Source organism: Erwinia magellanica (assembly GCF_039023495.1).
Classification (GTDB): Bacteria; Pseudomonadota; Gammaproteobacteria; order Enterobacterales; family Enterobacteriaceae; genus Erwinia.
In genome coordinates this window covers 26999-51052 of the sequence record NZ_JBCHVC010000009.1, presented here as the reverse complement: position 1 = coordinate 51052, position 24054 = coordinate 26999, and the positions used below count along the sequence as shown (strand labels likewise).

At 52.5% G+C, this 24054-nt stretch carries 23 protein-coding genes and 5 tRNA genes; 4 read left to right on the top strand and 24 right to left on the bottom strand.

What is annotated here, in order from left to right; genetic code table 11:
• Positions 1 to 30: 30 nt before the first annotated feature.
• Together tyrA and AAH450_RS20645 are read right to left on the bottom strand one after the other, a co-directional pair.
• Positions 31 to 1152 (bottom strand): bifunctional chorismate mutase/prephenate dehydrogenase, encoded by a 1122-nt coding sequence (gene tyrA / locus AAH450_RS20650; protein ID WP_342911865.1) that lies wholly within the window; start codon positions 1150 to 1152, stop codon positions 31 to 33.
• Between the two features lie 11 nt (positions 1153 to 1163).
• Positions 1164 to 2234, bottom strand: a complete 1071-nt coding sequence (locus AAH450_RS20645; protein WP_342911864.1) for a 3-deoxy-7-phosphoheptulonate synthase — start codon at positions 2232 to 2234, stop codon at positions 1164 to 1166.
• Positions 2235 to 2613: 379 nt separating this feature from the next.
• On the opposite strand from AAH450_RS20645, the gene AAH450_RS20640 reads away from it, so the two are divergent.
• Positions 2614 to 3159 carry a GNAT family N-acetyltransferase gene (locus tag AAH450_RS20640; protein WP_342911863.1) on the top strand — a complete coding sequence of 182 codons (546 nt, stop codon included), beginning with the start codon at positions 2614 to 2616 and terminating at the stop codon, positions 3157 to 3159.
• Positions 3160 to 3177: 18 nt separating this feature from the next.
• Positions 3178 to 3870 (top strand): CTP synthase C-terminal region-related (seleno)protein, encoded by a 693-nt coding sequence (locus AAH450_RS20635; RefSeq protein ID WP_342911862.1) that lies wholly within the window; start codon positions 3178 to 3180, stop codon positions 3868 to 3870.
• A gap of 75 nt (positions 3871 to 3945) precedes the next feature.
• Here the strand turns inward: AAH450_RS20635 and rplS are convergent, their stop codons facing one another.
• From rplS to ffh, 5 genes are all read right to left on the bottom strand, one after another.
• Positions 3946 to 4308, bottom strand: coding sequence for a 50S ribosomal protein L19 (gene rplS, locus AAH450_RS20630; protein ID WP_024965502.1), 363 nt, complete (start codon positions 4306 to 4308; stop codon positions 3946 to 3948).
• A gap of 32 nt (positions 4309 to 4340) precedes the next feature.
• Positions 4341 to 5123 carry a tRNA (guanosine(37)-N1)-methyltransferase TrmD gene (gene trmD / locus AAH450_RS20625; protein WP_463322751.1) on the bottom strand — a complete coding sequence of 261 codons (783 nt, stop codon included), beginning with the start codon at positions 5121 to 5123 and terminating at the stop codon, positions 4341 to 4343.
• Positions 5124 to 5152: 29 nt separating this feature from the next.
• Positions 5153 to 5701 carry a ribosome maturation factor RimM gene (rimM, locus tag AAH450_RS20620; RefSeq protein ID WP_342911860.1) on the bottom strand — a complete coding sequence of 183 codons (549 nt, stop codon included), beginning with the start codon at positions 5699 to 5701 and terminating at the stop codon, positions 5153 to 5155.
• A gap of 18 nt (positions 5702 to 5719) precedes the next feature.
• Complete coding sequence (rpsP, locus tag AAH450_RS20615; RefSeq protein WP_124234201.1) at positions 5720 to 5968, bottom strand: 30S ribosomal protein S16; 249 nt, start codon at positions 5966 to 5968, stop codon at positions 5720 to 5722.
• 136 nt (positions 5969 to 6104) lie between these two features.
• On the bottom strand, positions 6105 to 7466 hold the full coding sequence (gene ffh / locus AAH450_RS20610) for a signal recognition particle protein (RefSeq protein ID WP_318789748.1): 1362 nt from the start codon (positions 7464 to 7466) through the stop codon (positions 6105 to 6107).
• Between the two features lie 164 nt (positions 7467 to 7630).
• On the opposite strand from ffh, the gene AAH450_RS20605 reads away from it, so the two are divergent.
• Entirely contained in the window at positions 7631 to 8422 is a 792-nt protein-coding gene (locus tag AAH450_RS20605; protein ID WP_306211124.1) for a cytochrome C assembly family protein, read from the top strand.
• Between the two features lie 25 nt (positions 8423 to 8447).
• The gene (locus AAH450_RS20600; RefSeq protein ID WP_342911859.1) at positions 8448 to 9734 is read left to right on the top strand and encodes an HlyC/CorC family transporter; all 1287 of its coding nucleotides are present in this window, start codon (positions 8448 to 8450) and stop codon (positions 9732 to 9734) included.
• Between the two features lie 88 nt (positions 9735 to 9822).
• Here AAH450_RS20600 and luxS read toward each other — a convergent pair whose 3' ends face one another.
• From luxS to AAH450_RS20515, 17 genes are all read right to left on the bottom strand, one after another.
• Positions 9823 to 10338, bottom strand: a complete 516-nt coding sequence (gene luxS / locus AAH450_RS20595; RefSeq protein WP_342911858.1) for an S-ribosylhomocysteine lyase — start codon at positions 10336 to 10338, stop codon at positions 9823 to 9825.
• Positions 10339 to 10490: 152 nt separating this feature from the next.
• Entirely contained in the window at positions 10491 to 12092 is a 1602-nt protein-coding gene (gshA, locus tag AAH450_RS20590) for a glutamate--cysteine ligase (RefSeq protein ID WP_342911857.1), read from the bottom strand.
• Between the two features lie 31 nt (positions 12093 to 12123).
• Positions 12124 to 12552, bottom strand: a complete 429-nt coding sequence (locus tag AAH450_RS20585; RefSeq protein WP_342911856.1) for a YqaA family protein — start codon at positions 12550 to 12552, stop codon at positions 12124 to 12126.
• Positions 12549 to 13115 carry a fructose-1-phosphate/6-phosphogluconate phosphatase gene (yqaB, locus tag AAH450_RS20580; protein WP_342911855.1) on the bottom strand — a complete coding sequence of 189 codons (567 nt, stop codon included), beginning with the start codon at positions 13113 to 13115 and terminating at the stop codon, positions 12549 to 12551. Before yqaB ends, AAH450_RS20585 begins: the two co-directional genes overlap by 4 nt.
• Positions 13116 to 13506: 391 nt before the next feature.
• Positions 13507 to 13583 (bottom strand) — tRNA-Arg (locus AAH450_RS20575).
• Between the two features lie 226 nt (positions 13584 to 13809).
• A tRNA-Arg gene (locus AAH450_RS20570) sits at positions 13810 to 13886 on the bottom strand.
• Positions 13887 to 14114: 228 nt separating this feature from the next.
• Positions 14115 to 14191: transfer RNA gene (locus tag AAH450_RS20565), tRNA-Arg, on the bottom strand.
• A 348-nt stretch (positions 14192 to 14539) separates the two neighbouring features.
• Positions 14540 to 14616: transfer RNA gene (locus tag AAH450_RS20560), tRNA-Arg, on the bottom strand.
• A gap of 3 nt (positions 14617 to 14619) precedes the next feature.
• Positions 14620 to 14712, bottom strand: a tRNA-Ser gene (locus AAH450_RS20555).
• A gap of 316 nt (positions 14713 to 15028) precedes the next feature.
• On the bottom strand, positions 15029 to 15214 hold the full coding sequence (gene csrA / locus AAH450_RS20550; protein ID WP_004155916.1) for a carbon storage regulator CsrA: 186 nt from the start codon (positions 15212 to 15214) through the stop codon (positions 15029 to 15031).
• 247 nt (positions 15215 to 15461) lie between these two features.
• Positions 15462 to 18089 (bottom strand): alanine--tRNA ligase, encoded by a 2628-nt coding sequence (gene alaS / locus AAH450_RS20545; protein WP_342911854.1) that lies wholly within the window; start codon positions 18087 to 18089, stop codon positions 15462 to 15464.
• A 138-nt stretch (positions 18090 to 18227) separates the two neighbouring features.
• Positions 18228 to 18743 carry a regulatory protein RecX gene (locus tag AAH450_RS20540; protein WP_342911853.1) on the bottom strand — a complete coding sequence of 172 codons (516 nt, stop codon included), beginning with the start codon at positions 18741 to 18743 and terminating at the stop codon, positions 18228 to 18230.
• A gap of 141 nt (positions 18744 to 18884) precedes the next feature.
• Entirely contained in the window at positions 18885 to 19952 is a 1068-nt protein-coding gene (gene recA, locus AAH450_RS20535; protein WP_318789740.1) for a recombinase RecA, read from the bottom strand.
• A 97-nt stretch (positions 19953 to 20049) separates the two neighbouring features.
• The gene (pncC, locus tag AAH450_RS20530; RefSeq protein WP_342911852.1) at positions 20050 to 20544 is read right to left on the bottom strand and encodes a nicotinamide-nucleotide amidase; all 495 of its coding nucleotides are present in this window, start codon (positions 20542 to 20544) and stop codon (positions 20050 to 20052) included.
• 102 nt (positions 20545 to 20646) lie between these two features.
• The gene (gene tam / locus AAH450_RS20525) at positions 20647 to 21420 is read right to left on the bottom strand and encodes a trans-aconitate 2-methyltransferase (RefSeq protein WP_342911851.1); all 774 of its coding nucleotides are present in this window, start codon (positions 21418 to 21420) and stop codon (positions 20647 to 20649) included.
• Positions 21421 to 21531: 111 nt separating this feature from the next.
• Positions 21532 to 22599 carry a lytic murein transglycosylase B gene (gene mltB, locus AAH450_RS20520; RefSeq protein WP_342911850.1) on the bottom strand — a complete coding sequence of 356 codons (1068 nt, stop codon included), beginning with the start codon at positions 22597 to 22599 and terminating at the stop codon, positions 21532 to 21534.
• A 142-nt stretch (positions 22600 to 22741) separates the two neighbouring features.
• On the bottom strand, positions 22742 to 23974 hold the full coding sequence (locus AAH450_RS20515) for a sugar MFS transporter (RefSeq protein ID WP_342911849.1): 1233 nt from the start codon (positions 23972 to 23974) through the stop codon (positions 22742 to 22744).
• Between the last annotated feature and the right edge of the window lie 80 nt (positions 23975 to 24054).

Below are 24054 nucleotides of genomic sequence, written 5' to 3'. Positions count from 1 at the left end.
AGAAAAAGGCCGTTTCCGGCCTTTCAAAAGTTACTGACGATTATCGTTCGCCTGCCGCAGCAGCGTACGGCTTTCCAGCATAAATCGCTGGGCATGGTCGCCAAACCAGTGTTCAACTTTACGGAAGCTGTCGATAAATGCCTGCTTATCGCCCTGCTCCAGCAGCTTGATCGCCTCACCAAATCGCTGATAGTAACGTTTGATCAGCGCAAGGTTGCTTTCCGAAGACATAATGATATCTGCGTAGAGCTGAGGATCCTGAGCAAAGAGCCTGCCTACCATCGCCAGCTCCAGACGGTAGATCGGGGATGAGAGCGCCAGCAGCTGCTCAAGCTGTACATTCTCTTCAGCCAGATGTAACCCGTAAGCAAAGGTCGCAAAGTGGCGCAGCGCCTGAATAAAGGCCATGTTCTGGTCGTGCTCTACCGCACTGATGCGATGTAAACGCGCGCCCCAAACCTGGATCTGCTCTAACAGCCACTGATACGCCTCCGGCTGACGGCCATCACACCAGACCACCACCTGTTTAGCCAGACTGCCGCTGTCCGGGCCAAACATTGGATGCAGACCCAACACCGGGCCGCTGTGAGCAGCCAGCATCGCCTGGAGCGGACCATTCTTCACCGAAGCCAGATCGACCAGAATACAGTCCTCGGGCATTGGTGGCAGGCTGCCGATGACTTGTTCTGTGAGATGAATCGGTACGCTGATGATCACCATTCCGGCATCCGCCAGCATGTTCTCTGCCTGCGCCCACTCTTCCTTGTCGAGGATCCTGACCTTGTAGCCAGAGAGGGTGAGCATCTTTTCAAACAGCCGCCCCATCTGCCCTTTACCGCCAACGATCACCACTGAACGAAGTTCGGGATTCAGCGTTTTAAAGCCTTTGTCATTCTCGCTTGAGTAGGACTCACGCATCACCCTGCGTAAAACATCTTCGATTAAATCAGGTGGTACGCCCAGCAGCTCCGCCTCTTTACGCCGTGAAGCGAGCATTGAGGCTTCACGTTCAGGCACATAAATCGGTAATCCATAACGGCTCTTCACTTCGCCCACTTCAGCGACGAGGTTCAGCCGTTTGGCCAGCAGATCGAGCAGCGCTTTATCAACTTCATCTATTTGATCGCGTAGCGCGGTCAGTTCAGCCACCATACATAGTCCTCTTACGACAGACGCGCCGCCAGCACACCGTTGAGATCCTGATGAATTTCCCGCAGCAGGGTTTCCGTGGTTTCCCAGTTAATACAGGCATCCGTTACGGAAACACCGTAGCGCATCTCTGCTTTAGGCTGCTCGGAAGACTGGTTGCCTTCATGGAGATGGCTCTCCAGCATCAGTCCAATAATGGAACGGTTGCCATCTTTAATCTGCGCTACGGCAGATTCAGCCACACCGGACTGACGACGGAAATCTTTATTAGAATTGCCATGGCTGCAATCTATCATCAAGGAGGGACGGAGTCCCGCCTGGCGCATCTCTTTTTCACACTGCGCCACATCTTCCGGCCCGTAATTAGGGGCTTTGCCGCCGCGCAGAATCACGTGCCCATCCGGATTCCCCTGCGTCTGCAACAGGCACACCTGACCGCTCTGGTTTATACCTACAAAACGGTGCGGCATTGCAGCAGCACGCATCGCATTGATTGCGGTACCAAGGCTGCCATCAGTGCCGTTTTTAAAGCCAACCGGCATCGATAAGCCAGAGGCCATTTCGCGGTGGGTTTGCGACTCCGTAGTGCGCGCGCCAATGGCTGACCAGCTGAAGAGATCGCCCAGGTACTGAGGGCTGTTGGGATCCAGCGCTTCTGTCGCTAATGGCAGCCCCATCTCCACCAGATCCAGCAGCAGACGACGGGCAATATGCAGCCCCGCCTCCATATCAAAGGAGTTATCCATGTAGGGATCGTTGATTAATCCTTTCCAGCCAACCGTAGTACGAGGTTTTTCAAAGTAGACACGCATAACGATATAGAGCTGATCCTTCAGCTGTTCAGAGAGAGTTTTCAGATGACGGGCATAGTCGAGCGCGGCTTCAGTATCGTGAATGGAACAGGGACCACAAACCACCAGCAAACGGTGATCCTTGCCGCTGATAATATCGGCGATGGTCTGACGTGAGGCCGTAATCTGTGCTTCCAACGTCGGATTCAACGGAAACTGTTTTTTTAACTCTTCTGGCGTAATTAAAATCTGCTCGCCAGCGATATGGACATTGTTCAGCGCGTCTTTTTGCATGATTGTCATCCTGTTTCTCTCAATATGCGTAGGTCAGCCCTCTGTAGGGTGAAAGATACTGTACCAGAAAAGGTACATAATTCAATGGCAGTATGTACAGTTTTCTTACCAGTGATTTAAATCACTGTAGGATTATTAAATAAATATATTATAAACAATAAGTTATATTTAAGCCAGCCCGCAAAAACAACTTCAGAATGTGTATAGTATTGTTTACAGCTGATTCTGAAGCCTTCTCTCCCCTGGTTGAAACCATGCGGCGGTTTTCGTGATTCTAAAATTTTCTTATGCGGAGCTAAGCGGGAATTTGCTTCCCCATTGCTGCGAGATCATCCTATGATGAAGTTAAATAAGGGCTTATTACGAGGGAGTGTAAGAGATGCAGATTATTTTACGGCCTTATCAGGATGAGGATGCTGAAGCGTTCGCTGCCGCCGTTAATGCCTCGCTGGATACGCTTCTTCCCTGGCTTCTGTGGGCACATGCCGGGTTCACACCCGAACAAGCGCGTCAGTGGTTCACCATTACGCACCTGCTGAGAAACAAAGGTGAAGCTAATGAGCTGGGACTGTTTGCCCCGGATGGTCGTCTGCTGGGCGGAGCCGGTTTGCGCTACTCCAGAGTGCAGCGCGATCACTGTTCTATTGGCTACTGGGTGCGTAGCAGCGAACAGCGTCAGGGAATAGCCAGCAATGCCGTCCGCCATCTGGTGGAACTGGCGTGGCAAAGCCCGGAGATAAAGGTGGTGGAAATTTTGGCCGCAGAGGAGAATATGGCCAGCCGTCGTGTTGCAACAGGCTGTGGTGCTGAGTTCAAAGGTATCAAATATGGCCTGATTGTGCTGGACAGCGGACCGGTCAATACCGCGATCTACCATTTTCATCGCCAGGACAAGAGCCACACCAGGTCAAACTCCTTTGCTTAACCTGAACAGGAAATAAGAATGAACCTCCCCCTTCGTATTGCTCTTGTGGGTGATTACCGCGCTACGGCGGTTGCGCATCAGGCTATCCCTGCCGCAATCCAGCTTGCTGCTCAGGCTACAGGCCTGACAGTTTCTGCCGACTGGCTGCCAACAAAATCTATAAATGACATTGCCGCACTGAAGCATTTTGCTGCGATTTGGGTGGTGCCCGGCAGCCCGTATGAAAATGATGTCGGCGCTTTGCTGGCAATTACTTATGCGCGGGAAAACAACATTCCTTTTCTGGGGTCGTGCGGAGGATTTCAGTACGCCCTGGTAGAATATGCCCGCAACGTAATGGGCTGGGCAGATGCAGCACATGCAGAGAGCCAAAGTGAAGGGCGTATCGTTATCTCCCCTCTTAGCTGCTCACTGATCGAGAAATCCGGGGATATACGTATCAGGCCCGACTCGCTGATCGCCCGTGCCTACAACAAGCTCACCACGCATGAAGGCTATCATTGTAATTTTGGCGTCAATCCGGCGTTTGTCAGCCAGCTGGCAGAGTACCCGTTACGGATCACTGCCTGGGATGCGGAGGGTGACGTGCGCGGAATTGAACTGCCGGACCATAAATATTTCGTCGCTACGCTGTTCCAGTCTGAACGTGCAGCGTTAAGGAATGAACTTTCCCCGCTGGTCGTGGCTCTGTTGAAAGCGGCCGCCGACTGATTTTTTGAGCTTTGGCTGGAAATACGCATAAAAAAAGGGGCCAACCTTCCGGTCGACCCCTTGTTTGCTATTAACTTAAGAAGCTGCTTTAGCGCCCAGACGTTCTTTGATACGTGCAGACTTACCAGTACGCTCACGCAGGTAGTACAGTTTGGCCTTACGTACGGCACCACGGCGTTTCACAGCAATGCTGTCGATAACCGGTGAGTGAGTCTGGAATACACGCTCAACACCTTCGCCGTTAGAAATCTTACGAACAGTGAATGCAGAGTGCAGACCGCGGTTACGAATAGCGATAACCACGCCCTCGAATGCCTGCAGACGTTTCTTAGAACCTTCAACGACCCATACTTTCACTTCCACGGAATCACCCGGACGGAATGAAGGTACGTCCTGTTTCATCTGCTCTTGTTCAATTTGCTTAATAATGTTGCTCATAATTAAATCTCTTATCCTGGGTAAACTGATATTCAGGCGCCCGACTGTTGTCGCGCATGCCCATCATCGTTATGTTGCCTGCTGAATTCCCGCTGGAATTCTTTCAGCAACCTTGCTTGCTCTTCAGTCAGAGCCAGGTTTTCCAGAAGTTCAGGTCTTCTTAGCCAGGTACGGCCCAGCGACTGTTTCAGGCGCCACCGGCGAATTTCAGCATGATTTCCCGACAGCAGAACTGGCGGTACTTCCATCCCTTCTAACACTTCAGGTCGGGTGTAGTGTGGGCAATCCAGCAAGCCATCAGAAAATGAATCTTCCTCAGCTGACGCCTGCTTGCCCAATACGCCGGGTATAAACCGGGCGACTGAGTCAATCAGCGTCATCGCTGGCAGCTCTCCACCACTGAGTACGTAATCCCCAATCGACCACTCTTCATCGATCTCGGTTTTGATTACGCGCTCATCAATCCCTTCATAGCGACCACACACCAGAATAATTTTCTGGTTAGTCGCCAGTTCGCAAACGCCATTCTGATCGAGTTTGCGTCCCTGAGGTGAAAGATAAATCACCTTTACGCCTTCTCCTGCCGCCGCTTTTGCTGCGTGGATGGCATCCCGTAAGGGTTGAACCATCATAAGCATTCCCGGTCCGCCGCCGTATGGACGTTCATCCACGGTACGGTGCCGGTCATGAGCGAAATCACGAGGACTCCAGCTCTGAATGCTGAGCAGGCCATTTTTTACTGCCCGGCCGGTTACTCCGTAATCGGTAATCGCACTGAACATCTCAGGAAACAGGCTGATAATGCCAATCCACATTGATGGCGCCATACCGTTTTTACCGGAGCTCAAAAACCAGGATCCCAATCTACTTCAATGGTGCCGGTAGTGAGATCGACATTCTTGATAACCTGTCCATCAAGGAACGGAATAAGCCGCTCCTTCGCACCGAATGCATCCTTCAGATTAGCCTGCACGACGAGAACGTCGTTTGAACCGGTTTCCATCAACTCTGTGACTTTACCCAGTTCATAGCCTTGAGTGGTGACAACCTGGCAACCGATAAGGTCTTTCCAGTAATAGTCTCCGCTTTCCAGCGCTGGCAACTGCTCAGAATCCACGACAATTTCGCAATTAGTCAGCAGACCGGCAGTATCACGATCGTCAATGCCTTTGACTTTGATGATCATGTCCTGATTGTGGCGCTTCCAGCCTTCCAGCTCGACAAGCTGCCATTGACCCGCACGTTGGATAAACCACGGCTGATAGTCAAAAATGCTTTCGGCATCTTCGGTGGAGGAAAACACTTTGAGCCAACCACGGATACCGTAGGCAGCTCCCATCTTCCCTAAAATTAAAGGGCTGGCAGGAGACTGCGCGGTGAGTTGCTTGCTCATGTTGACCACCGTGACAGATTAAGCTGCTTTCTTAGCTTCTTTGATCAGCGCACCAACGCGATCAGAGAGAGTAGCGCCCTGGCCAACCCAGTGCTCAATGCGATCCAGATCCAGACGCAGTGCTTCAGCCTGACCAGATGCGATCGGGTTGAAGAAACCAACGCGCTCGATAAAGCGACCGTTGCGAGCATTACGGCTGTCAGTGACGACTACCTGGTAGAATGGACGCTTTTTAGCGCCGTGACGTGCCAAACGAATTGTTACCATAACATCCTCTTGAGTTAATAAAACACCCGGGCCCCATTGAGGGAACGGGGCCCGGATGCAATATAAAAAGCCCGAAAATTTTACTCATTTTGGCGCAAAAAGCAATCTAATTCGCCAAAGTGCTTTTCCGGCTCACTTAACGGCCAGGGAAGCCCGGCGGCATCATACCTTTCATGCCGCGCATCATCTTCGCCATACCGCCCTTCTTCATCTTCTTCATCATGCGCTGCATATCGTCAAACTGCTTGAGTAAGCGGTTAACGTCCTGCACCTGCATACCTGAACCTGTTGCAATGCGGCGCTTGCGGGAGCCTTTGATAATCTCCGGCTTTTCACGCTCTTTGCGCGTCATGGAGTTAATCATCGCTTCCATCCGCACCAGCACTTTATCATCCATCTGCGACTTCACGTTGTCCGGCAGCTGCCCCATGCCCGGCAGTTTGCCCATCAGGCTGGCCATGCCGCCCATGTTGCGCATCTGCTTGAGCTGGTCAAGAAAGTCGTTGAGATCGAAGCCGTCGCCCTTTTTAAGCTTGCTGGCGAGTTTTTCCGCCTGCGCACGGTCAACCTTGCTCTCGATATCTTCGATCAGCGACAGGACATCGCCCATCCCGAGGATACGCGAGGCAATACGCTCCGGATAGAACGGCTCCAGGGCATCGGTTTTTTCACCCACACCCATAAATTTAATTGGCTTGCCGGTTATCTGACGAATCGACAGCGCAGCACCGCCACGGGCATCACCATCCACTTTCGTCAGGATCACCCCGGTCAACGGCAGCGCTTCATTAAACGCTTTAGCGGTGTTTGCCGCATCCTGACCGGTCATGGCATCGACCACAAACAGCGTTTCTACCGGATTGATCGCGGCGTGAACCTGTTTGATTTCATCCATCATCGCTTCGTCTACGTGCAGACGACCGGCGGTATCCACCAGCAGCACGTCGTAGAACTTAAGCTTCGCCTGCTGTAGGGCGCTCTTGACGATATCAACCGGCTTCTGGCTGAGATCGGATGGACAGAAATCGACACCAACCTGTTCGGCCAGCGTTTCCAGCTGTTTAATCGCCGCCGGGCGATAAACGTCGGCAGAAACCACCAGCACTTTCTTTTTGTGCTTTTCGCGCAGGAACTTACCCAGTTTACCGACGCTGGTGGTTTTACCCGCACCCTGCAAACCGGCCATCAGCACGACGGCAGGCGGCTGAGCAGCCAGGTTAAGCGTGTTGTTTTCTGCGCCCATCGCCACGACAAGTTCGTTTTGAACAATCTTGACGAACTCCTGACCCGGCGTCAGGCTTTTGTTAACGTCCTGACCTACCGCCCGCTCTTTTACGCGGTTGATAAAGTCACGCACTACCGGCAGCGCAACGTCCGCCTCAAGTAACGCCATGCGCACTTCACGCAGCGTATCCTTAATGTTGTCTTCGGTCAGCCGTCCACGGCCACTGATATTGCGCAGGGATTGCGACAATCTGTCGGTTAAATTATCAAACATCGTCTCTCGCTCAACGTAATGAGAGGTCGCCAGGCGACACAATGGGACGGATTATAACATGAAGCCGCTGCGATCTCAGCCATCTGCGATGAGATCGTTTGGAGCCTGTGGCCGCTGGCGCTATACTGATTTTTTTCTTCTCTGGCTGGTACCTGACAACATTTATGTCCGTTTTCGCGATTCTGGCGCTACTCGCCTACTCCTTCAGCCTCGCTTTGATTATCCCCAGCCTGCTGCGTAAGCAGAGTGCATGGCGTCGTCTGGCGGTGATCTCCGCGATTATTGCGCTGATTTGCCACGCTGTGGCGCTGCAACAGCGTATTTTTGCCTTCGACAGTGGTCAGAACCTGAGCCTGCTGAACATTGGCTCGCTGGTCAGCCTGCTGATTTGCGCCATTATGACGATTGTTGCCTCGCGCAACCGGGGATGGATGCTGCTGCCGATTGTTTACAGTTTTGCGCTGATCAATCTGGCGTTTGCCACTTTTGTGCCTAATGCTTTTATCACCCATCTGGAAACGACCCCAGGCATGATGGTGCATATTGGTCTGGCGCTGTTTGCTTATGCGACGCTGATTATCGCGGCGCTTTATGCCCTGCAACTGGCATGGATTGACTATCTGCTGAAGAATAAACGGCTGGCGTTCAATAACGACATTCCTCCGCTGATGACCATTGAACGCAAGATGTTCCACATTACCCAGGTAGGCGTGGTGCTGCTGACGCTGGTGTTATGCACCGGCCTGTTCTATATGCACGATCTTTTCAGCCGCGAGAATGTGGATAAAGCGGTGCTGTCGATCCTTGCCTGGTTTGTTTATATCGTTTTGCTTTGGGGTCACTATCATGAAGGCTGGCGCGGCCGTCGCGTTGCCTGGTTCAACTGCGGCGGGGCTTTTCTGCTGACGATGGCCTATTTTGGTAGCCGGATGCTACAGCACTTCCTGACCTCCTGACCCTTCACTACAAGGAATTCCCTCGTTGGAACATGTTTCAACCACCACACTGATCATCACGCTGGTCATTATGATTCTGGTTTCGGCCTACTTCTCAGGTTCCGAAACCGGCATGATGACCCTTAACCGCTATAAGCTTCGTCACCAGGCTAAAAACGGGGATCGCGCCGCTCGCCGGGTTGAGAAACTGCTGCGCCGGCCAGACCGTTTAATCAGCCTGGTGCTGATCGGCAACAACCTGGTCAACATTCTGGCTTCCGCGCTGGCAACCATTGTAGGGATGCGCCTGTATGGCGATGCGGGCGTGGCCATAGCGACCGGTATCCTGACCTTTGCCGTATTGGTATTCGCCGAGGTGCTTCCAAAAACCATTGCCGCACTCTATCCGGAGAAAGTGGCTTTCCCAAGCAGCGTGCTGCTGGGGCCGTTACAGATTGTGATGATGCCGCTGGTCTGGCTGTTGAACACCATTACCCGGCTGCTGATGAAGATGGTAGGAATAAGGAGTGAGGGTGCCAACAGCGGCGCGTTGAACAAAGATGAGCTGCGCACGCTGGTTTATGAGTCACGTTCGCTAATGTCCCGTCGCAATCAGGATATGCTTCTTTCGGTGCTGGACCTCGAAAAGGTCAACGTTGATGACATCATGGTGCCACGTAATGAGATTGTGGGTATTAACATCAATGATGACTGGAAATCGATTGTTCGTCAGCTTACCCACTCCCCTCACGGGCGTATCGTGCTCTATCGCGATTCGCTGGATGATGCCATCAGTATGCTGCGCGTGCGGGAAGCCTACCGGTTGATGACCGAGAAAAAAGAGTTTACCAAAGAGGTCATGCTGCGGGCAGCGGATGAGATTTACTACGTGCCGCAAGGCACTCCGCTTAACGTGCAGCTGGTTAAATTCCAGCGGAACAAGAAAAAAGTGGGGCTGGTAGTTGATGAGTATGGCGACATTAAGGGGCTGGTAACTATCGAAGATATCCTTGAGGAGATCGTTGGTGACTTCACCACCTCCATGTCCCCAACGCTTGCGGAAGAGGTTGTGCCGCAGAACGATGGCTCTGTACTGATCGAAGGTAGCGCGAATATTCGCGAACTGAATAAGGCCTTTAACTGGCTACTGCCAGAAGATGAAGCGCGCACCGTGAACGGGATGATTCTGGAAGCGATTCAGGATATTCCCTTACCGGATACCACCGTCACCATTGGCCAATATGCGATTGATATCCTGGACGTGCAGGAGAATATGATTAAGCAGGTGCGGATTACGCCAAAGCAGCCGCTGAAGGAGTCGGTAGGTTCTTAAACAGTGAGGGCGGGAAAACCCGCCCTCAACAGAGCATTAGCGAGTTTTCCCGCCGCTGTCAGGGGCGAAGCGTTCCGCCCCATCAGAACTAGATGTGCAGTTCCTGCAACTTATCTTTCGGCAGCGCCAGTTCATCGTTGTGGTTAACGCGAATGTCGTTGTCGATGATATGACGCGCAATATCCTGCGCCTCATCTAAAGAGTGCATTTCAAACGTGCCGCACTGATATTCATTCAGTTCAGGGATTTTGCGCTGATCGGTTACTTTCAGCACGTCCTGCATCGCCTCTTTCCAGGCTTTGGCAACACGCTGCTCATCTGGCGTACCGATCAGGCTCATATAGAAGCCGGTACGGCAACCCATTGGAGAGATGTCGATGATCTCCACGCCATCACCATTCAGGTGGTTACGCATAAAGCCAGCAAACAGGTGTTCCAGCGTATGGATACCACGCTCTGGCATCACTTCTTTGTTTGGCTTGCAGAAACGCAGGTCAAACACGGTTATGGTATCGCCATGAGGCGTGTTCATGGTCTTAGCTACACGAACCGCAGGCGCCGCCATGATAGTGTGATCGACGGTAAAGCTATCCAGCAATGGCATGTGGTTACCTCAACTAATAAATTTATTTTAAAAAAAGTGAAACTTTCTCTGTAGTGCCCGGTCTGAATCTATGAAAGACGCGCATTTTGTTATCATCATCCCTGACAACAGAGATGTTATTTTGGCCACATCATTGTGGCCATTTTCTTTTCTTAACTGCGACTCTTTAAAAAGTCTTCAAAGCTAAGCGTATCACTTTCTTCAATTTCCTGCTGATTAACCTTTGAACGCACGGCTTCCTGTTCGAAATCTGCCTCAGTCAAAATTTCAAGCTGCTCTTCCGCTAACTGATGGCGGTACTGCTCTGACAGCGCCAGTCCTGTGCCACCAATGCCATTCTCTTTTAACGCTGTCAGGAAACGTGCCGAATAGGTCAACTCCGGATCGTCAAAAGAGGCAACCAGGCGGTCACAAACTTCCTGATAGTGGTGAGTGCCCTGCTGACTATCCAGCGTCTCCGCTACCCGTCGCAGATCTGCAAACAGCTTCTTACCGACTTCAGCAAGCGGATGTTGCGCTTCGTCGCAGCCAATGCCCAGCAGCAGCCCTGGTTTACGCCCTTCCAGTATCACCCTGTTCCAGTTTGCCCGCGTACAGAGCAGTTCATCACTGCTCATCTCTGGCGCATCGGCCAGCGCACACCACACCAGGAAGAGATCCAGGAAGCGCACCTGATTCTCATCCACGCCAATCGGCGAGAAGGGGTTGATGTCCAGCGAGCGAACTTCAATATACTCAATGCCACCACGCAGTAAGGCATCCGAAGGATTTTCACCGGAACGCGTTACGCGTTTAGGACGAATAGGTGCATAAAGCTCATTCTCAATTTGCAGAACGTTGGTATTAAGCTGCAACCAGTTACCCTGCTCATCCTTCACGCCCATTTCAGCATAGGCTTGCGAAGGCGTTTTGATCGCCGCCTTCAGCGCCTTCACATAATCAGGCAGATTATTGAAGGTAATGCCCAGCCCGCTCTGAGATTTGTTGGTGTAGCCCAAATCACTCAGGCGCAGAGAAGTGGCGTAAGGCAGATAGAGCATGCCTTTATCCGTTTTCTCAAACGGCAGTTTCGTCTCTTTGCCTTGCAGGAAAGAGGAGCAGATCGCAGGAGAAGCACCAAACAGGTAGGGAATGACCCAGCCGAAACGATAGTAGTTACGGATCAGACGCAGATAGCCTTCAGAAATCGCTTCCTGACCGCTCTTCTCATCTTTTACATCCGCCCAGGCTTGCCAGAAGGAGATAGGCAGGGAGAAGTTGTAGTGCACGCCAGAGATGACCTGCATCAGCGCACCGTAACGGTTTTTTAAGCCTTCACGGTAAAGCGTTTTCATTTTGCCGATATTTGAGCTGCCGTACTGCGCCAGCTCAATAGCTTCACTCTCTTCAATCAGGCACGGCATGCTCATTGGCCACATGCGTTCCTCGCCTAAATCGCGGGAAACGTGACGATGGATATCACGCAGAAATGCCAGCAGATGGTCGATATCTTTATCAACCGGCGTGATAAATTCGAGCAGCGTTTCCGCAAAGTCCGTGGTTATCCACTTGTGCGTTAAAGCTGAACCAAGAGATTTCGGGTGCCCGGTGGTCGCCAGATGACCATCTGGTCTGACGCGCAACGTTTCGCGTTCAATACCGCGACCAATACCTTTTAATGCGTCAGGATGAGCTTCCAGCCAGGAAAGCGCCTGTGATACGTCCGGGATCAAATTGACCTCCCGCTCGGAGAAAAATTTATTATTGTTTAGCATAATGTTAACCGTAGCGCCGATTGTTCATGAATCAATGCCACCATTCCATGCCCTGAAGTGTTGCGTACGCCAGCGCTACGTAGCGCAGGGTCTTACCTACAGCGAGAAAAATCACCGTGGGTAGCCAGGCAAAACGAAGCCAGCCAGCGAGAACGCATAGCAGATCGCCAATCACTGGCAACCAGCTAAGTAGCAGCGCAGCAGGCCCCCAGAGGTGCAGCCACGCCGTTGCTGTGTCATGCCATCGCCCCTGCTGCTTGAGCGGCAGAAAGCGACCAATGATAATATTTGTCAAACCGCCCAACGTGTTCCCGAGTGCGGCAATGGTAATAATGCCACTCATTGAGACTTTTCCTGCCATCAGCAGGCTGACCAGCAGGAGTTCAGAACTGCCAGGCAACAAAGTCGCACTGAGAAAACTGCTGGCGAACATGGACCCATACGCAAGCCAGTCACTCACAGCAGGCGAACATCCACATAATCCATTCCTGCCGCTTTTGCCGCCTGAATGCCAAAATCAGCATCTTCAAACACCACGCAGCGCGCTGGCGTGACGTTCATTAATTCTGCACAGCGTATAAAGGTTTCAGGTTCAGGTTTATGCTGCGTAACGTCATCTGCGCCAACAATCACATCAAAGTATGAACGCAGCCCCAGATGCTGCAACAGCGCTTCTGCCATCGCATGTTCGCTACCGGTGCCAACTGCCATAGGCAAACGCCCCGCGTAGGCTTTAACCACCTCTATCAGCGGGAGCGGCCGTACGGTATCGAAAAGCATCTCTTTCAATGCCGCCGTTTTTTCCGCTGCCAGCGTATGAGGATCCAGGCTACTCTGATGACTGGCAATGATGACCTCTGCAATCCGCCAGGTTGGCGAACCGTTCAGTCCAATCACCGCTCGTTCATCAAACTGCAAACCATGACGCGCCAGGACTTCATGCCAGGCTTTACGATGGGTAGGCTCCGTGTCCAGAATGGTGCCATCCATATCGAAGATTAAGCCTTCATATCCGTCATACATCCCGATCTTCCTCCCTGCTCCAGCGAACAATTACTTTAGCGTAAAGCCGCTCACTTGTCGCTGTTGGCATGGATCCGCAAATGCCTTGAATTATATAGGGATTTTCATTATCAGAATTTGGCGTGAGATAAAGCTCAGAGTGAATAAGCGGGGGTCGACCCAACAAAAGTCCTGTATATCATAAGGTTATTATAAGTGACAAAAGCAGGAGATCTTTTCAGGGGATTTACTCAGCGGGAGAAGAAGAAAGATTTATCAAAATATATTTATTAAAGAGAGTGCATTCGGCAGGATGATTCGGCGTGGCATCAGCTCCATAATCATCCTTAGTGCTGGCTTTAACGGCTTACTGCTCTGCCAGAACTCTGTTGCGACCAGATTTTTTTAAATATGGTGCATCCAGGAGGATTCGAACCTCCGACCGCTCGGTTCGTAGCCGAGTACTCTATCCAGCTGAGCTATGGATGCAGGGGTATAACGTGGGGATAACGCAATAATTCTGAGGTGATACAGAAGAAGCTCAATGTCGTTCTACAGAACGCTTTCACTTCTCAAAAAATGGTGCATCCAGGAGGATGATTCGGCGTTGCCTCACCCTTACGGGCCGTTGCATCAGCTCCGTAATCATCCTTAGTGCTGGCTTTAACGGCTTACTGTTCTGCCAGAACTCTGTTGCGACCAGATTTTCAAAATATGGTGCATCCAGGAGGATTCGAACCTCCGACCGCTCGGTTCGTAGCCGAGTACTCTATCCAGCTGAGCTATGGATGCAGGGGTAAAACGTGGAGAGATAACGCGACAAACCTGAGGAGATACAGAAGAAACTAATTGTCGTTCTACAGAACGCTTTCACTTCTCAAAAAATGGTGCATCCAGGAGGATGATTCGGCGTTGCCTCACCCTCACGGGCCATTGCATACGCAATGTTATCATCCTTAGTGCTGGCTTTAACGGCTTACTGCTCTGCCAGAACTCTGTTGCGACCAGATTTTCAAAAAATGGTGCATCCAGGAGGATTCGAACCTCCGACCGCTCGGTTCGTAGCCGAGTACTCTATCCAGCTGAGCTATGGATGCATTTCAAATTTTGGTATAACGCAGGGTGCTAACGACTCACCTTGATACAGGCTACTAACACTGCATCGGTACTACTGACAAAACAAGAAAAAACGCTACCGGTCGATGTTGCCTGCCAGTAATGTTTGCTTCTCGTCATGCAGAAGAGAGTGCATCCCGGAAGATGACTTTGCTTTGCCCTACCCTTTTGGGAAAGTAGCAAGGCGCTGTCACTATCCTTTGTACTGACTAAAAGCCGAGAGTGCTTCTGTCAGGACGGTGGAGCTATCCGCTTCTGAACCTGGTGCAGGCTGGCTTTAACTGCTTACTACTTTGCCAGAACGCTGTTGCCACCAAATTCTTTAAATATGGTGCATCCAGGAGGATTCGAACCTCCGACCGCTCGGTTCGTAGCCGAGTACTCTATCCAGCTGAGCTATGGATGCAAATGGCGGTGAGGCGGGGATTCGAACCCCGGATGCAGCTTTTGACCGCATACTCCCTTAGCAGGGGAGCGCCTTCAGCCTCTCGGCCACCTCACCATACGCACTCTTGCGAGTTGTGCTGCTGAACTTGATAACTGCTCATCGGCACTGCGTGGCGCACATATTACTTTCCCGCACTTATAAGTCAAACAATTTTTCCCCTTACGTGTTTGATTGCACAATTCCCACGCAATCCGGGTATTTTGGCGACAAAAAGAGTGATTTATCAACAATGAGGTGTCTGTCAGCATGCAATAAATACCACGAAGAAAATCGCGGCAGAGAAGATGGCAGCAGGAGAAAAAGAGAAGAGAAGCAGAAAGAAGGGGAAAACCGGTAGCGCCTCGCTATGATTAGCGAGACGCTGGATCCGTTAGTAACTTGTTTGCTGAGTTTTTTCGGCCTGGATACGCTGATAGATCTCTTCGCGATGAACCGAAACTTCTTTAGGGGCGTTCACACCAATGCGAACCTGGTTCCCTTTCACTCCCAGCACCGTTACAGTCACCTCATCTCCGATCATGAGGGTTTCACCAACTCGACGAGTTAGAATAAGCATTCTTTGCTCCTTGAAAGATTAAAAGAGTCGGGTTAACGGGCGCCCGGCATTATCCATCATATAACGCTAAATGTAGACTATGACAAATACACTACAAGTGCATCAACACACCAATACATTCTGCTGATACTTAGTTTAGCCGAAATACACACCGCTAACCTGACTTTGTGTTTTTTAAGAACGCACCTGACTTGAAGGCGCCATGAGTCACTCTCACAGCGCCTTCAACGTGCATTTTTTTATTGTATTACAGTTTCGCTGCCACCCAGGACTCAACGCCAGCCAGAGCCGCAGGCAGAGCCTGAGCATCAGTACCGCCCGCCTGGGCCATATCAGGACGTCCACCGCCTTTTCCGCCGACCTGCTGAGCCAGTTGGCCCACCAGTTCGCCAGCCTTAACCCGATCGGTTAAATCTTTGGTGACGCCGGCAATCAGTGAAACTTTTCCATCCGCCACCGTAGCGAGCACGATAATGGCAGATTTTAACTGATTCTTCAGTTCGTCGACCATGGTGCGTAACATCTTCGGTTCGACGTTGCTCAGTTCGCTGACCAGCAACTTCGTTCCTTTGACTTCAATAGCTTTGCTGCTCAGAGAGGCGCTCTCTTGTGCAGCCTGCTGATCTTTAAGCTGTTGCAGTTCCCTCTCAAGTCCGCGTACGTGGTCAATCATTCCACGTACCTTTTCGCTGAGGTTACTGTTATTGGCTTTGATCAGATGAGCAATTTCCTGCAATTGCTCATTTTGCGCATACATCTGTCCCAGCGCGCGCTCGCCAGTCACCGCTTCAATACGACGCACACCAGCCGCCGTACCTGACTCAGAAAGGATGCGGAACAAACCAATGTCACCCGTGCGGCTGGCATGGGTACCGCCACAAAGTTCGGTAGAGAAGTCCCCCATGCTTAATACCCGCACGTGGTCATCATACTTCTCGCCGAACAGCGCCATAGCACCCTGTGCTTTTGCGGCTTCCAGCTCCATAATTTTGGTTTCAACAGGCAGATTACGACGGATCTGAGCGTTAACGATCTCCTCAACCTGACGGATCTCCTGTGGCTTCATCGCTTCAAAATGCGAGAAGTCAAAGCGCAGGTATTTGTCGTTAACCAGAGAGCCTTTCTGTCCTACATGATGCCCCAGAACCTGACGCAGTGCAGCATGTAACAGGTGCGTTGCAGAGTGATTCAGACGAATGCGCGCCCGGCGAGCTTCATCAACCTGCGCGGCAACCTTGTCGCCTACACGAAGCTGGCCTGCTGTCAGCTTACCGGTGTGACCAATGGCCTGACCATATTTCTGGGTATCTGTGACGCTGAACAAGGCGTTGTTGCCCTTGAGTTCGCCAGTGTCGCCCACCTGACCGCCAGACTCACCGTAGAATGGCGTTTCATCCAGTACGATAACCCCTTCCTGACCCGCAGAAATTTCTGTAGCGGGTTTACCTTCGACAAATATAGCGGTCACGGCGGCATTCAGCGCCAGCTGGTCGTAGCCTTTGAAAGCGGAAGCCGCATCAATGCTGATCACTGTGCTGTAGTCAGCACCAAAACCGCTGGCCTCACGCGCACGCTGGCGCTGCTGCTCCATCGCTTTTTCGAAGCCAGCTTCATCAATTTTCAGGTTCCGCTCGCGGCAGACGTCCGCCGTCAGATCGGCCGGGAAACCAAAGGTGTCATACAGGCGGAAAACGGTTTCGCCATCCAGCGTATCGCCCTGCAATTTCTCCAGCTCTTCATCCAGCAGCGCCAGACCGCGCTCCAGCGTTTTTGCAAACTGCTCTTCTTCCGTTTTCAGGATCTGCTCGACATGGGATTGCTGATTTTTCAGCTCCTCGCCAGCAGCGTCCATCACCGCAATCAGCGGCCCAACCAGTTTCCAGAAGAAGGTGCCCTGCGCGCCCAGCATGTTGCCATGACGAATAGCACGACGAATGATACGACGCAGCACGTAGCCACGGTTTTCATTGGAAGGGATCACGCCATCAGCAATCAGGAATGCGCAGGAACGAATATGATCCGCAATAACGCGCAGTGATTTGCTGGTCAAATCTGTTGCACCGGTCACTTCCGCTACCGATTTGATCAGCTTCTCAAAGAGGTCGATTTCATAGTTGGAATTAACGTGTTGCAGTACTGCGGAGATGCGCTCCAGCCCCATTCCGGTATCGACGGAAGGTTTAGGCAGCGGCAGCATGGTACCGTCTGGCTGACGGTTAAACTGCATAAAGACGATGTTCCAGATCTCGATATAGCGATCGCCATCCTCTTCTGCGCTGCCCGGCGGGCCGCCCCAGATATGGTCACCATGGTCGAAGAAAATCTCGGAACAGGGACCACAAGGGCCGGTATCGCCCATCTGCCAGAAGTTATCGGAGGCGTAGGCGCTGCCCTTGTTGTCACCGATACGGATAATGCGTTCACGCGGGACGCCAACCTCTTTTTCCCAGATGTCGTAGGCTTCATCATCCGTCTCGTACACGGTCACCCACAGCTTCTCTTTTGGCAGGTTAAACCACTGCTCACCGGTCAGCAGTTCCCACGCAAAACCAATCGCTTCACGCTTGAAATAGTCGCCAAAGCTGAAGTTGCCCAGCATCTCAAAAAAGGTATGGTGACGGGCGGTGTAGCCGACGTTTTCCAGATCGTTATGCTTCCCGCCTGCACGTACACAGCGCTGGGAAGTGGTGGCGCGGGAATAGCTACGCTTATCCTGGCCCAGGAAAACATCTTTGAACTGGTTCATACCGGCGTTGGTAAACAGCAACGTCGGATCATTAGTCGGGACGAGGGAGCTACTGGCTACAACCTGATGTCCCTTGCTCTGGAAAAAGTCGAGAAACGCCTGGCGAATCTCCGCAGTGCTCTTGCTCATAATTGTCCTGGAATCACGCTAACGAATGTCTCGTGGGTCTTACTACGCCAGAAGGGTCACCCTTTCCTGGCAACTCACGAACAAAAAGTGGTGAATAAGATAAATTTTCTTCGGGGGGAAGTAAAATCCCATCGGCGGTCATTCGTCAAAATTTGAGAAAATGGCGCGAATATCTTCGGAAAAGAAGCCTTTCGTCATCAGATAGCGCTGTACTTTGGATTTTTCCTTCCAGTCGCTGGGCAGAGGCAGGCCAAATTTGCGTTCTGCCACCTCAAAAGCCTGTCGCGTCCAGTCAATTTCGCAACTGCTCAGTACCTCGTCCGTCAGCGCCTTGTCGATGCCCTTTTGTCCCAGTTCCATACGAATACGCTGTGGGCCATAGCCTTTCCGGCTGCGGCTGACAACAAACCTTTCGGCGAAATGGGCATCATCCAGATAGCGGTTTTCGTAACACCAGGCGACCACCCTGTCGATCTGCTCGGGGGTAATCTGCTCAGGTTCCTGCGATTTATTTTTAGCGTAGAGCGCCGCCCGCTCGGCCGACAGGTTCAGCTTGCGGCGGAACTCCATTTCGCTGTGATCGCGCATAGCCAGGATGCGCATTGCCCTGTCCAGCAGGCGTGTAAACTGGCTGCGTTCGGTGGATTCAGACATCTTGCTCCACGAGTTTTAGGGTTAACGTAAGGGTGAAGAGATAAAGGTAGCGAGGTTTAAGGCAGGAAACAAAAAAAGGAACGGGTTTTCACCCATTCCTTTTTTCCATCTGACCCGTTTTACCGGTGGTCAGCAACGAAATCAGAAGTTTTCGTTGGTTTCGCTGGTTTCATCTTTTTCTTCAGCCGTGGCAACAAAGTCAGGCTTGGTGTCTGGATTACTCATCAGCGTAGCGCGCAGTTTGGCTTCAATCTCGGCAGCCACGGCACTATTTTCTTTCAGGAAGTTGCCCGCGTTGGCTTTACCCTGACCGATTTTGTCGCCGTTGTAGCTGTACCAGGCACCCGCTTTTTCAATCAGCTTGTGCTTGACGCCCAAATCTACCAGCTCACCGTAGATATTGATGCCTTCACCGTACATGATCTGGAACTCAGCCTGCTTAAACGGCGCAGCAATTTTGTTCTTGACCACTTTCACGCGGGTTTCGCTGCCCACCACTTCGTCGCCCTCTTTGATAGCGCCAATGCGGCGAATATCAAGACGTACAGAAGCGTAGAACTTCAGCGCGTTACCGCCGGTAGTGGTTTCCGGGTTACCGAACATCACACCGATTTTCATACGGATCTGGTTGATGAAGATCAGCAGCGTATTGGAGTTTTTCAGGTTACCGGCCAGCTTACGCATAGCCTGGCTCATCATACGTGCCGCCAGGCCCATATGGGAGTCACCGATTTCACCCTCGATCTCGGCTTTCGGCGTCAGCGCCGCTACGGAGTCGACGATGATCACGTCTACTGCACCTGAACGCGCCAGCGCATCACAGATTTCCAACGCCTGCTCACCGGTATCCGGCTGAGAGCAAAGCAGGTTATCGATGTCCACGCCCAGCTTCTTGGCATATACCGGGTCAAGCGCATGTTCAGCATCGATAAACGCACAGGTTTTACCTTTGCGCTGTGCAGAAGCAATAACCTGTAGGGTCAGCGTGGTTTTACCTGAAGATTCCGGACCATAGATTTCAACGATACGGCCCATTGGCAAACCACCGGCACCCAGAGCGATATCCAGCGACAGTGAACCGGTAGAGATCGTCTCTACGTCCATCGTGCGGTCTTCACCCAGGCGCATGATGGAGCCTTTACCAAACTGTTTTTCAATCTGGCCGAGCGCTGCTGCCAGTGCTTTTTGTTTGTTTTCGTCAATAGCCATTTCTACTCCTAATCACGCGGGGTAAAGCACACGTTAACGCGGCTCTGCATAAATCAATCTGGGGCTAATTATACTGTATAGTCATACAGTATCAAGCTTAATTTTCGAGAAAGTGCGCTTGCAGGATAAGTAGCGCGCAGGCCGTGGCCTGACGGCGTACAGCCTCTCTGTCGCCAGCAAAAACCTGACGCTGCGCCAGCGTTTTCTTGCCTGCGGCGGCAAAGCCAAACCAGACTGTACCAACCGGCTTTTCCGGTGAGCCGCCATCCGGCCCGGCGATACCGCTGACCGAAAGGGCATAATCGGCTTTCGCCTGCTGTAAGGCACCTTCGGCCATTTCACGCACCACCTGCTCACTCACCGCGCCATAAAGTGCCAGCGACTGCTCGTTAACGCCAACCAGTTCCTGCTTGGCCTGATTGCTGTAGGTGACGAAGCCCCGGTCGAACCACTGTGAACTTCCGGCGATATCAGTCAGCACTTTCGCAATCCATCCGCCGGTACAGGACTCTGCGGTGGTCACTGTCGCCTTGCGTTGCAGCAGCGACTGCCCCACCTGTTTGCCAAGCTGCATCAGCTCACTGTCCGTCATGGTGGCCTCCTGAATATTGGATGCAAAGTATAGCATTTTTCCCGCCCCGCCATGGCGGAGGCTCCCGTTTTACAACACGCATTCCAGTTAAAAATCTGCCGGTCAGCGCTTTTGCGCCACCATAAACAACCGGGGGAAAGGCATCAGCACATTGCCATCCTGACGAAAAGAGTAGGCTTCTTTTAACTCATTACGGTACTGCAACAGAAACGCTTCCTGCTCCTGCTCCTCCAGAGGTGCCAGGAAGGGACGCAGGCCGGTTGCCCTCAGCCACTCCACCATCGCCTGGTGAGAGGGCATAACGTGATAATAGGTTGTTCTCCAGATATCCACCTTGCAGCCCGCCCTGGTCAACAGGTCATAATAGGCTTCAGTAGTGAGCAATCTTTTACGTTCTGCCGCACTGGCGCTAATCTTCGCCGACCAGGCTGCGTTACCGGCCACTTTGCGCATCAGAGCGTGGGTAGGTTGATCGAGGTTGTCAGGCATCTGCACGGCCAGCACACCGCCTGAGGCAAGCTGGGTAACCAGGTGGGGGAAAAGCTGCGGGTGATCGTCCAGCCACTGTAAAGAGGCATTGGCATAGATCAGATCCTGCGGCACCGGAGCCTGCCAGCGACGGATATCGGCCTGCATGAAATGGCAGTCCGGGAGCCGCTTCAGCGCCTGCTCAAGCATTGCCTGTGAGCTGTCCAGCCCGGTGATGTGCGCCTCGGGCCAGGTTTGAAAAAGCAGCTCGGTACTGTTTCCCGGACCACACCCCAGGTCGGTGGCAGTGCTGATATTGCGGCGGGGAATGCGGGAGAGCAGTTCTGTAGCAGGTCGGGTTCGTTCAGCTTCAAACTGACGATAAAGATCGGGATTCCACTCTTTCATGTTTTCCTCTTTATAACGATCGTGCTGCTCTTTTACTGTAGAGGATAATTGAGGCGTTCACTTTTCCGTCAAGGGGAAGAGCAGCGAGTTTGCCGCTCCTCCCTGCGCGCCTTAGCGTGCGTCCCGCACTGCCAGCCCCAGTTGCCAGACCGCCATTGCGTAGTGATTGCTGTGGTTGTAACGGGTGATGGCGTAAAAGTTCTGGAGTCCGAACCAGTACTGATAGCTGGTGCCCATATCAAACCGCAGCAGGCTGACCTGCTGATTGCCGTCGAGCTTCAACTCAGGCTGGAAGCCACCAGCCGCCAGGGAGGAGACGCTATAACGCGTCTTGAAGCCGGTTTCCCATGTTGTAGATGGGCCAGTCGCCGGAACGGCCACCGTGCCATTCTTCACCCAGCCATGTGCGCTGAAGTAGTGAGCCACGCTGCCGATAGCATCTACCGGATCCCAAAGATTGATATGCCCGTCGCCATTAAAATCTACCGCATAGCTTTTAAACGAAGAGGGCATAAACTGCCCATAGCCCATTGCGCCAGCATAGGAGCCACGCAGGTCGAGCGGGTCATCGCCCTCTTCTCTTGCCATCAGCAGGAAAGTTTCCAGCTCTGCGCTGAAGAAATCGGCCCGACGTGGGTAGTTAAAGGCCAGCGTGGAGAGCGCATCGATAATACGGGTTTTGCCCATGACGCGGCCCCAGCGCGTTTCCACGCCAATAATGCCAACAATGATTTCTGGCGGCACCCCGTAAGTCTGGTAAGCGCGTTGCAGGGCATCCTGATACTGGTTCCAGAAAGCCACGCCGTTTTGCACGTTTGAGGGGGTAATAAATTTATTGCGATAGCGGATCCAGGCGCCGTTTGGTCCGGTTGGCCCCTGCGCTACCGGCGCCTGGCGATCCATCAGCCGGATCACCCAGTCCAGGTTTTTTGCCTGCGCCAGCACGTCATGCAGCTGCTGCCGCTGGAAACCATGCTCACGCACCATTTTATCCACAAAACGCTCAGTGGCCGCATTGTTGGCAAAGTCGCCCATTAAGGGATGGTAGTCATGAGAGGGTTCCAGTTGGAAACCGCCGCCGAAAGGATTCCCCTGCGGCTCTACCGCCTGAGGCTGCTTGTGGCTACTACAGGCAGTGAGTAATAGCAGGGCGGGAAGGAGTGTGGCCAGATAACGCATTGAATATCCATAGTGCGATGCGAAGAAGTAAGGCCATGTTAAAGCATTGCCCAACGGGAAGAAAAGCGGTTGTTATGTAAAGAACCGGCGCCCGCAGAATTGCAGGCGCCAGCAGAGCAGCAAGAACGATCGGAGCGGGAAACTAAGGCCTTGCGCGCTGGCGAAGCGCGTAAGCCAGCACCACAGCAAAACAGAGCAGAGGCAGGGTGTAGGCGGCGGCCGTACTGTAGTGGTCAGCTACGGCCCCCATCAGATAGGGCATGATAGCCCCGCCAACAATGGCCATAATCATCAGCGAACTGGCGCGCTTGGTCTGCTTGCCCATATTTTTGACGCCCATCGCAAACAGCGTCGGGAACATGATCGACATAAAGAAGAATACCGCCACCAGCGCAATGACAGAGACCGTTTCTATCCCCGATACCACGACGGCACACAGCACAATATTAATGGTCGCGTAAGCCACCAGCAGCGTTACCGGGCGCACGCGGCCCATTAACCAGGTGCTGAAGAAACGGCCAATCATAAAGCTGACCATTGCCACCGAAAGCAGATAGGAGGCGTTCTGATTAGAGAGAGTGGCCCAGTGCTCGGTAACGTAGTTAATAAAGAATGCCCCGACGCCAACCTGGGCAGCAACATAAAAGAACTGCGCAATGACACCGCCAGTAAAATGCCCGTGCTGCCATAAACTTTTGCTGTCACCACTGCTTTGCTCCTCTTCCTGCGCCCGAATATCCGGCATGCGGGTACGGCCAAAGACAAAGGCAATCACCAGTACCAGGGCGGCAATCGCCACATAGGTGATTTTTACCGACTCCAGCCCTTCCGTGGTGGTGCCCTGCGTGGCGGAAAAGAATAACGAGCCGCCGATCACCGGGCCAATAAACTGCCCCAGGCCATTAAAGGATTGCGACAGGTTCAGGCGACGCTCTGCGCCGGAAGGATCTCCCAGCACCGTAGCGTAGGGGTTGGCAGCCGTTTCCAGGCACCCCAGACCCAGCGCAATCACAAACAGCGCCAGCAGGAACAGGGTAAAGCTGCCGGCCGCCGCCGCAGGCACAAACAGCAATGCGCCCAGCGCATAAAGGCACAGCCCTACCAACACCCCAGCTTTATAACCATAGCGATCCATAAAGAAACCAGCCGGAAGTGCAACAACAAAGTAAGCGCCGAAATAGGCGGCTTGCAGCAGGCCCGACTGCGCTTTACTGACGTGCAGCACCTCCTGAAAATGCTTGTTCAGCACATCCAGCAAGCCATAAGAAAGCCCCCACATAAAGAAGAGCACGGTCACAAGAATAAAAGCCAGCCGGTAGTGTGAAACCGCGTTCTGCTTCTGATAAGCCGGCGCAGTCGTTTTATTGACTAACATGATTCGTTCCTCGGTAGCTGTGGCCAGTACAGCAAATTACACCGGCATAAAAAGAGTTGAGGTCTAAGACCCGTTGGTTT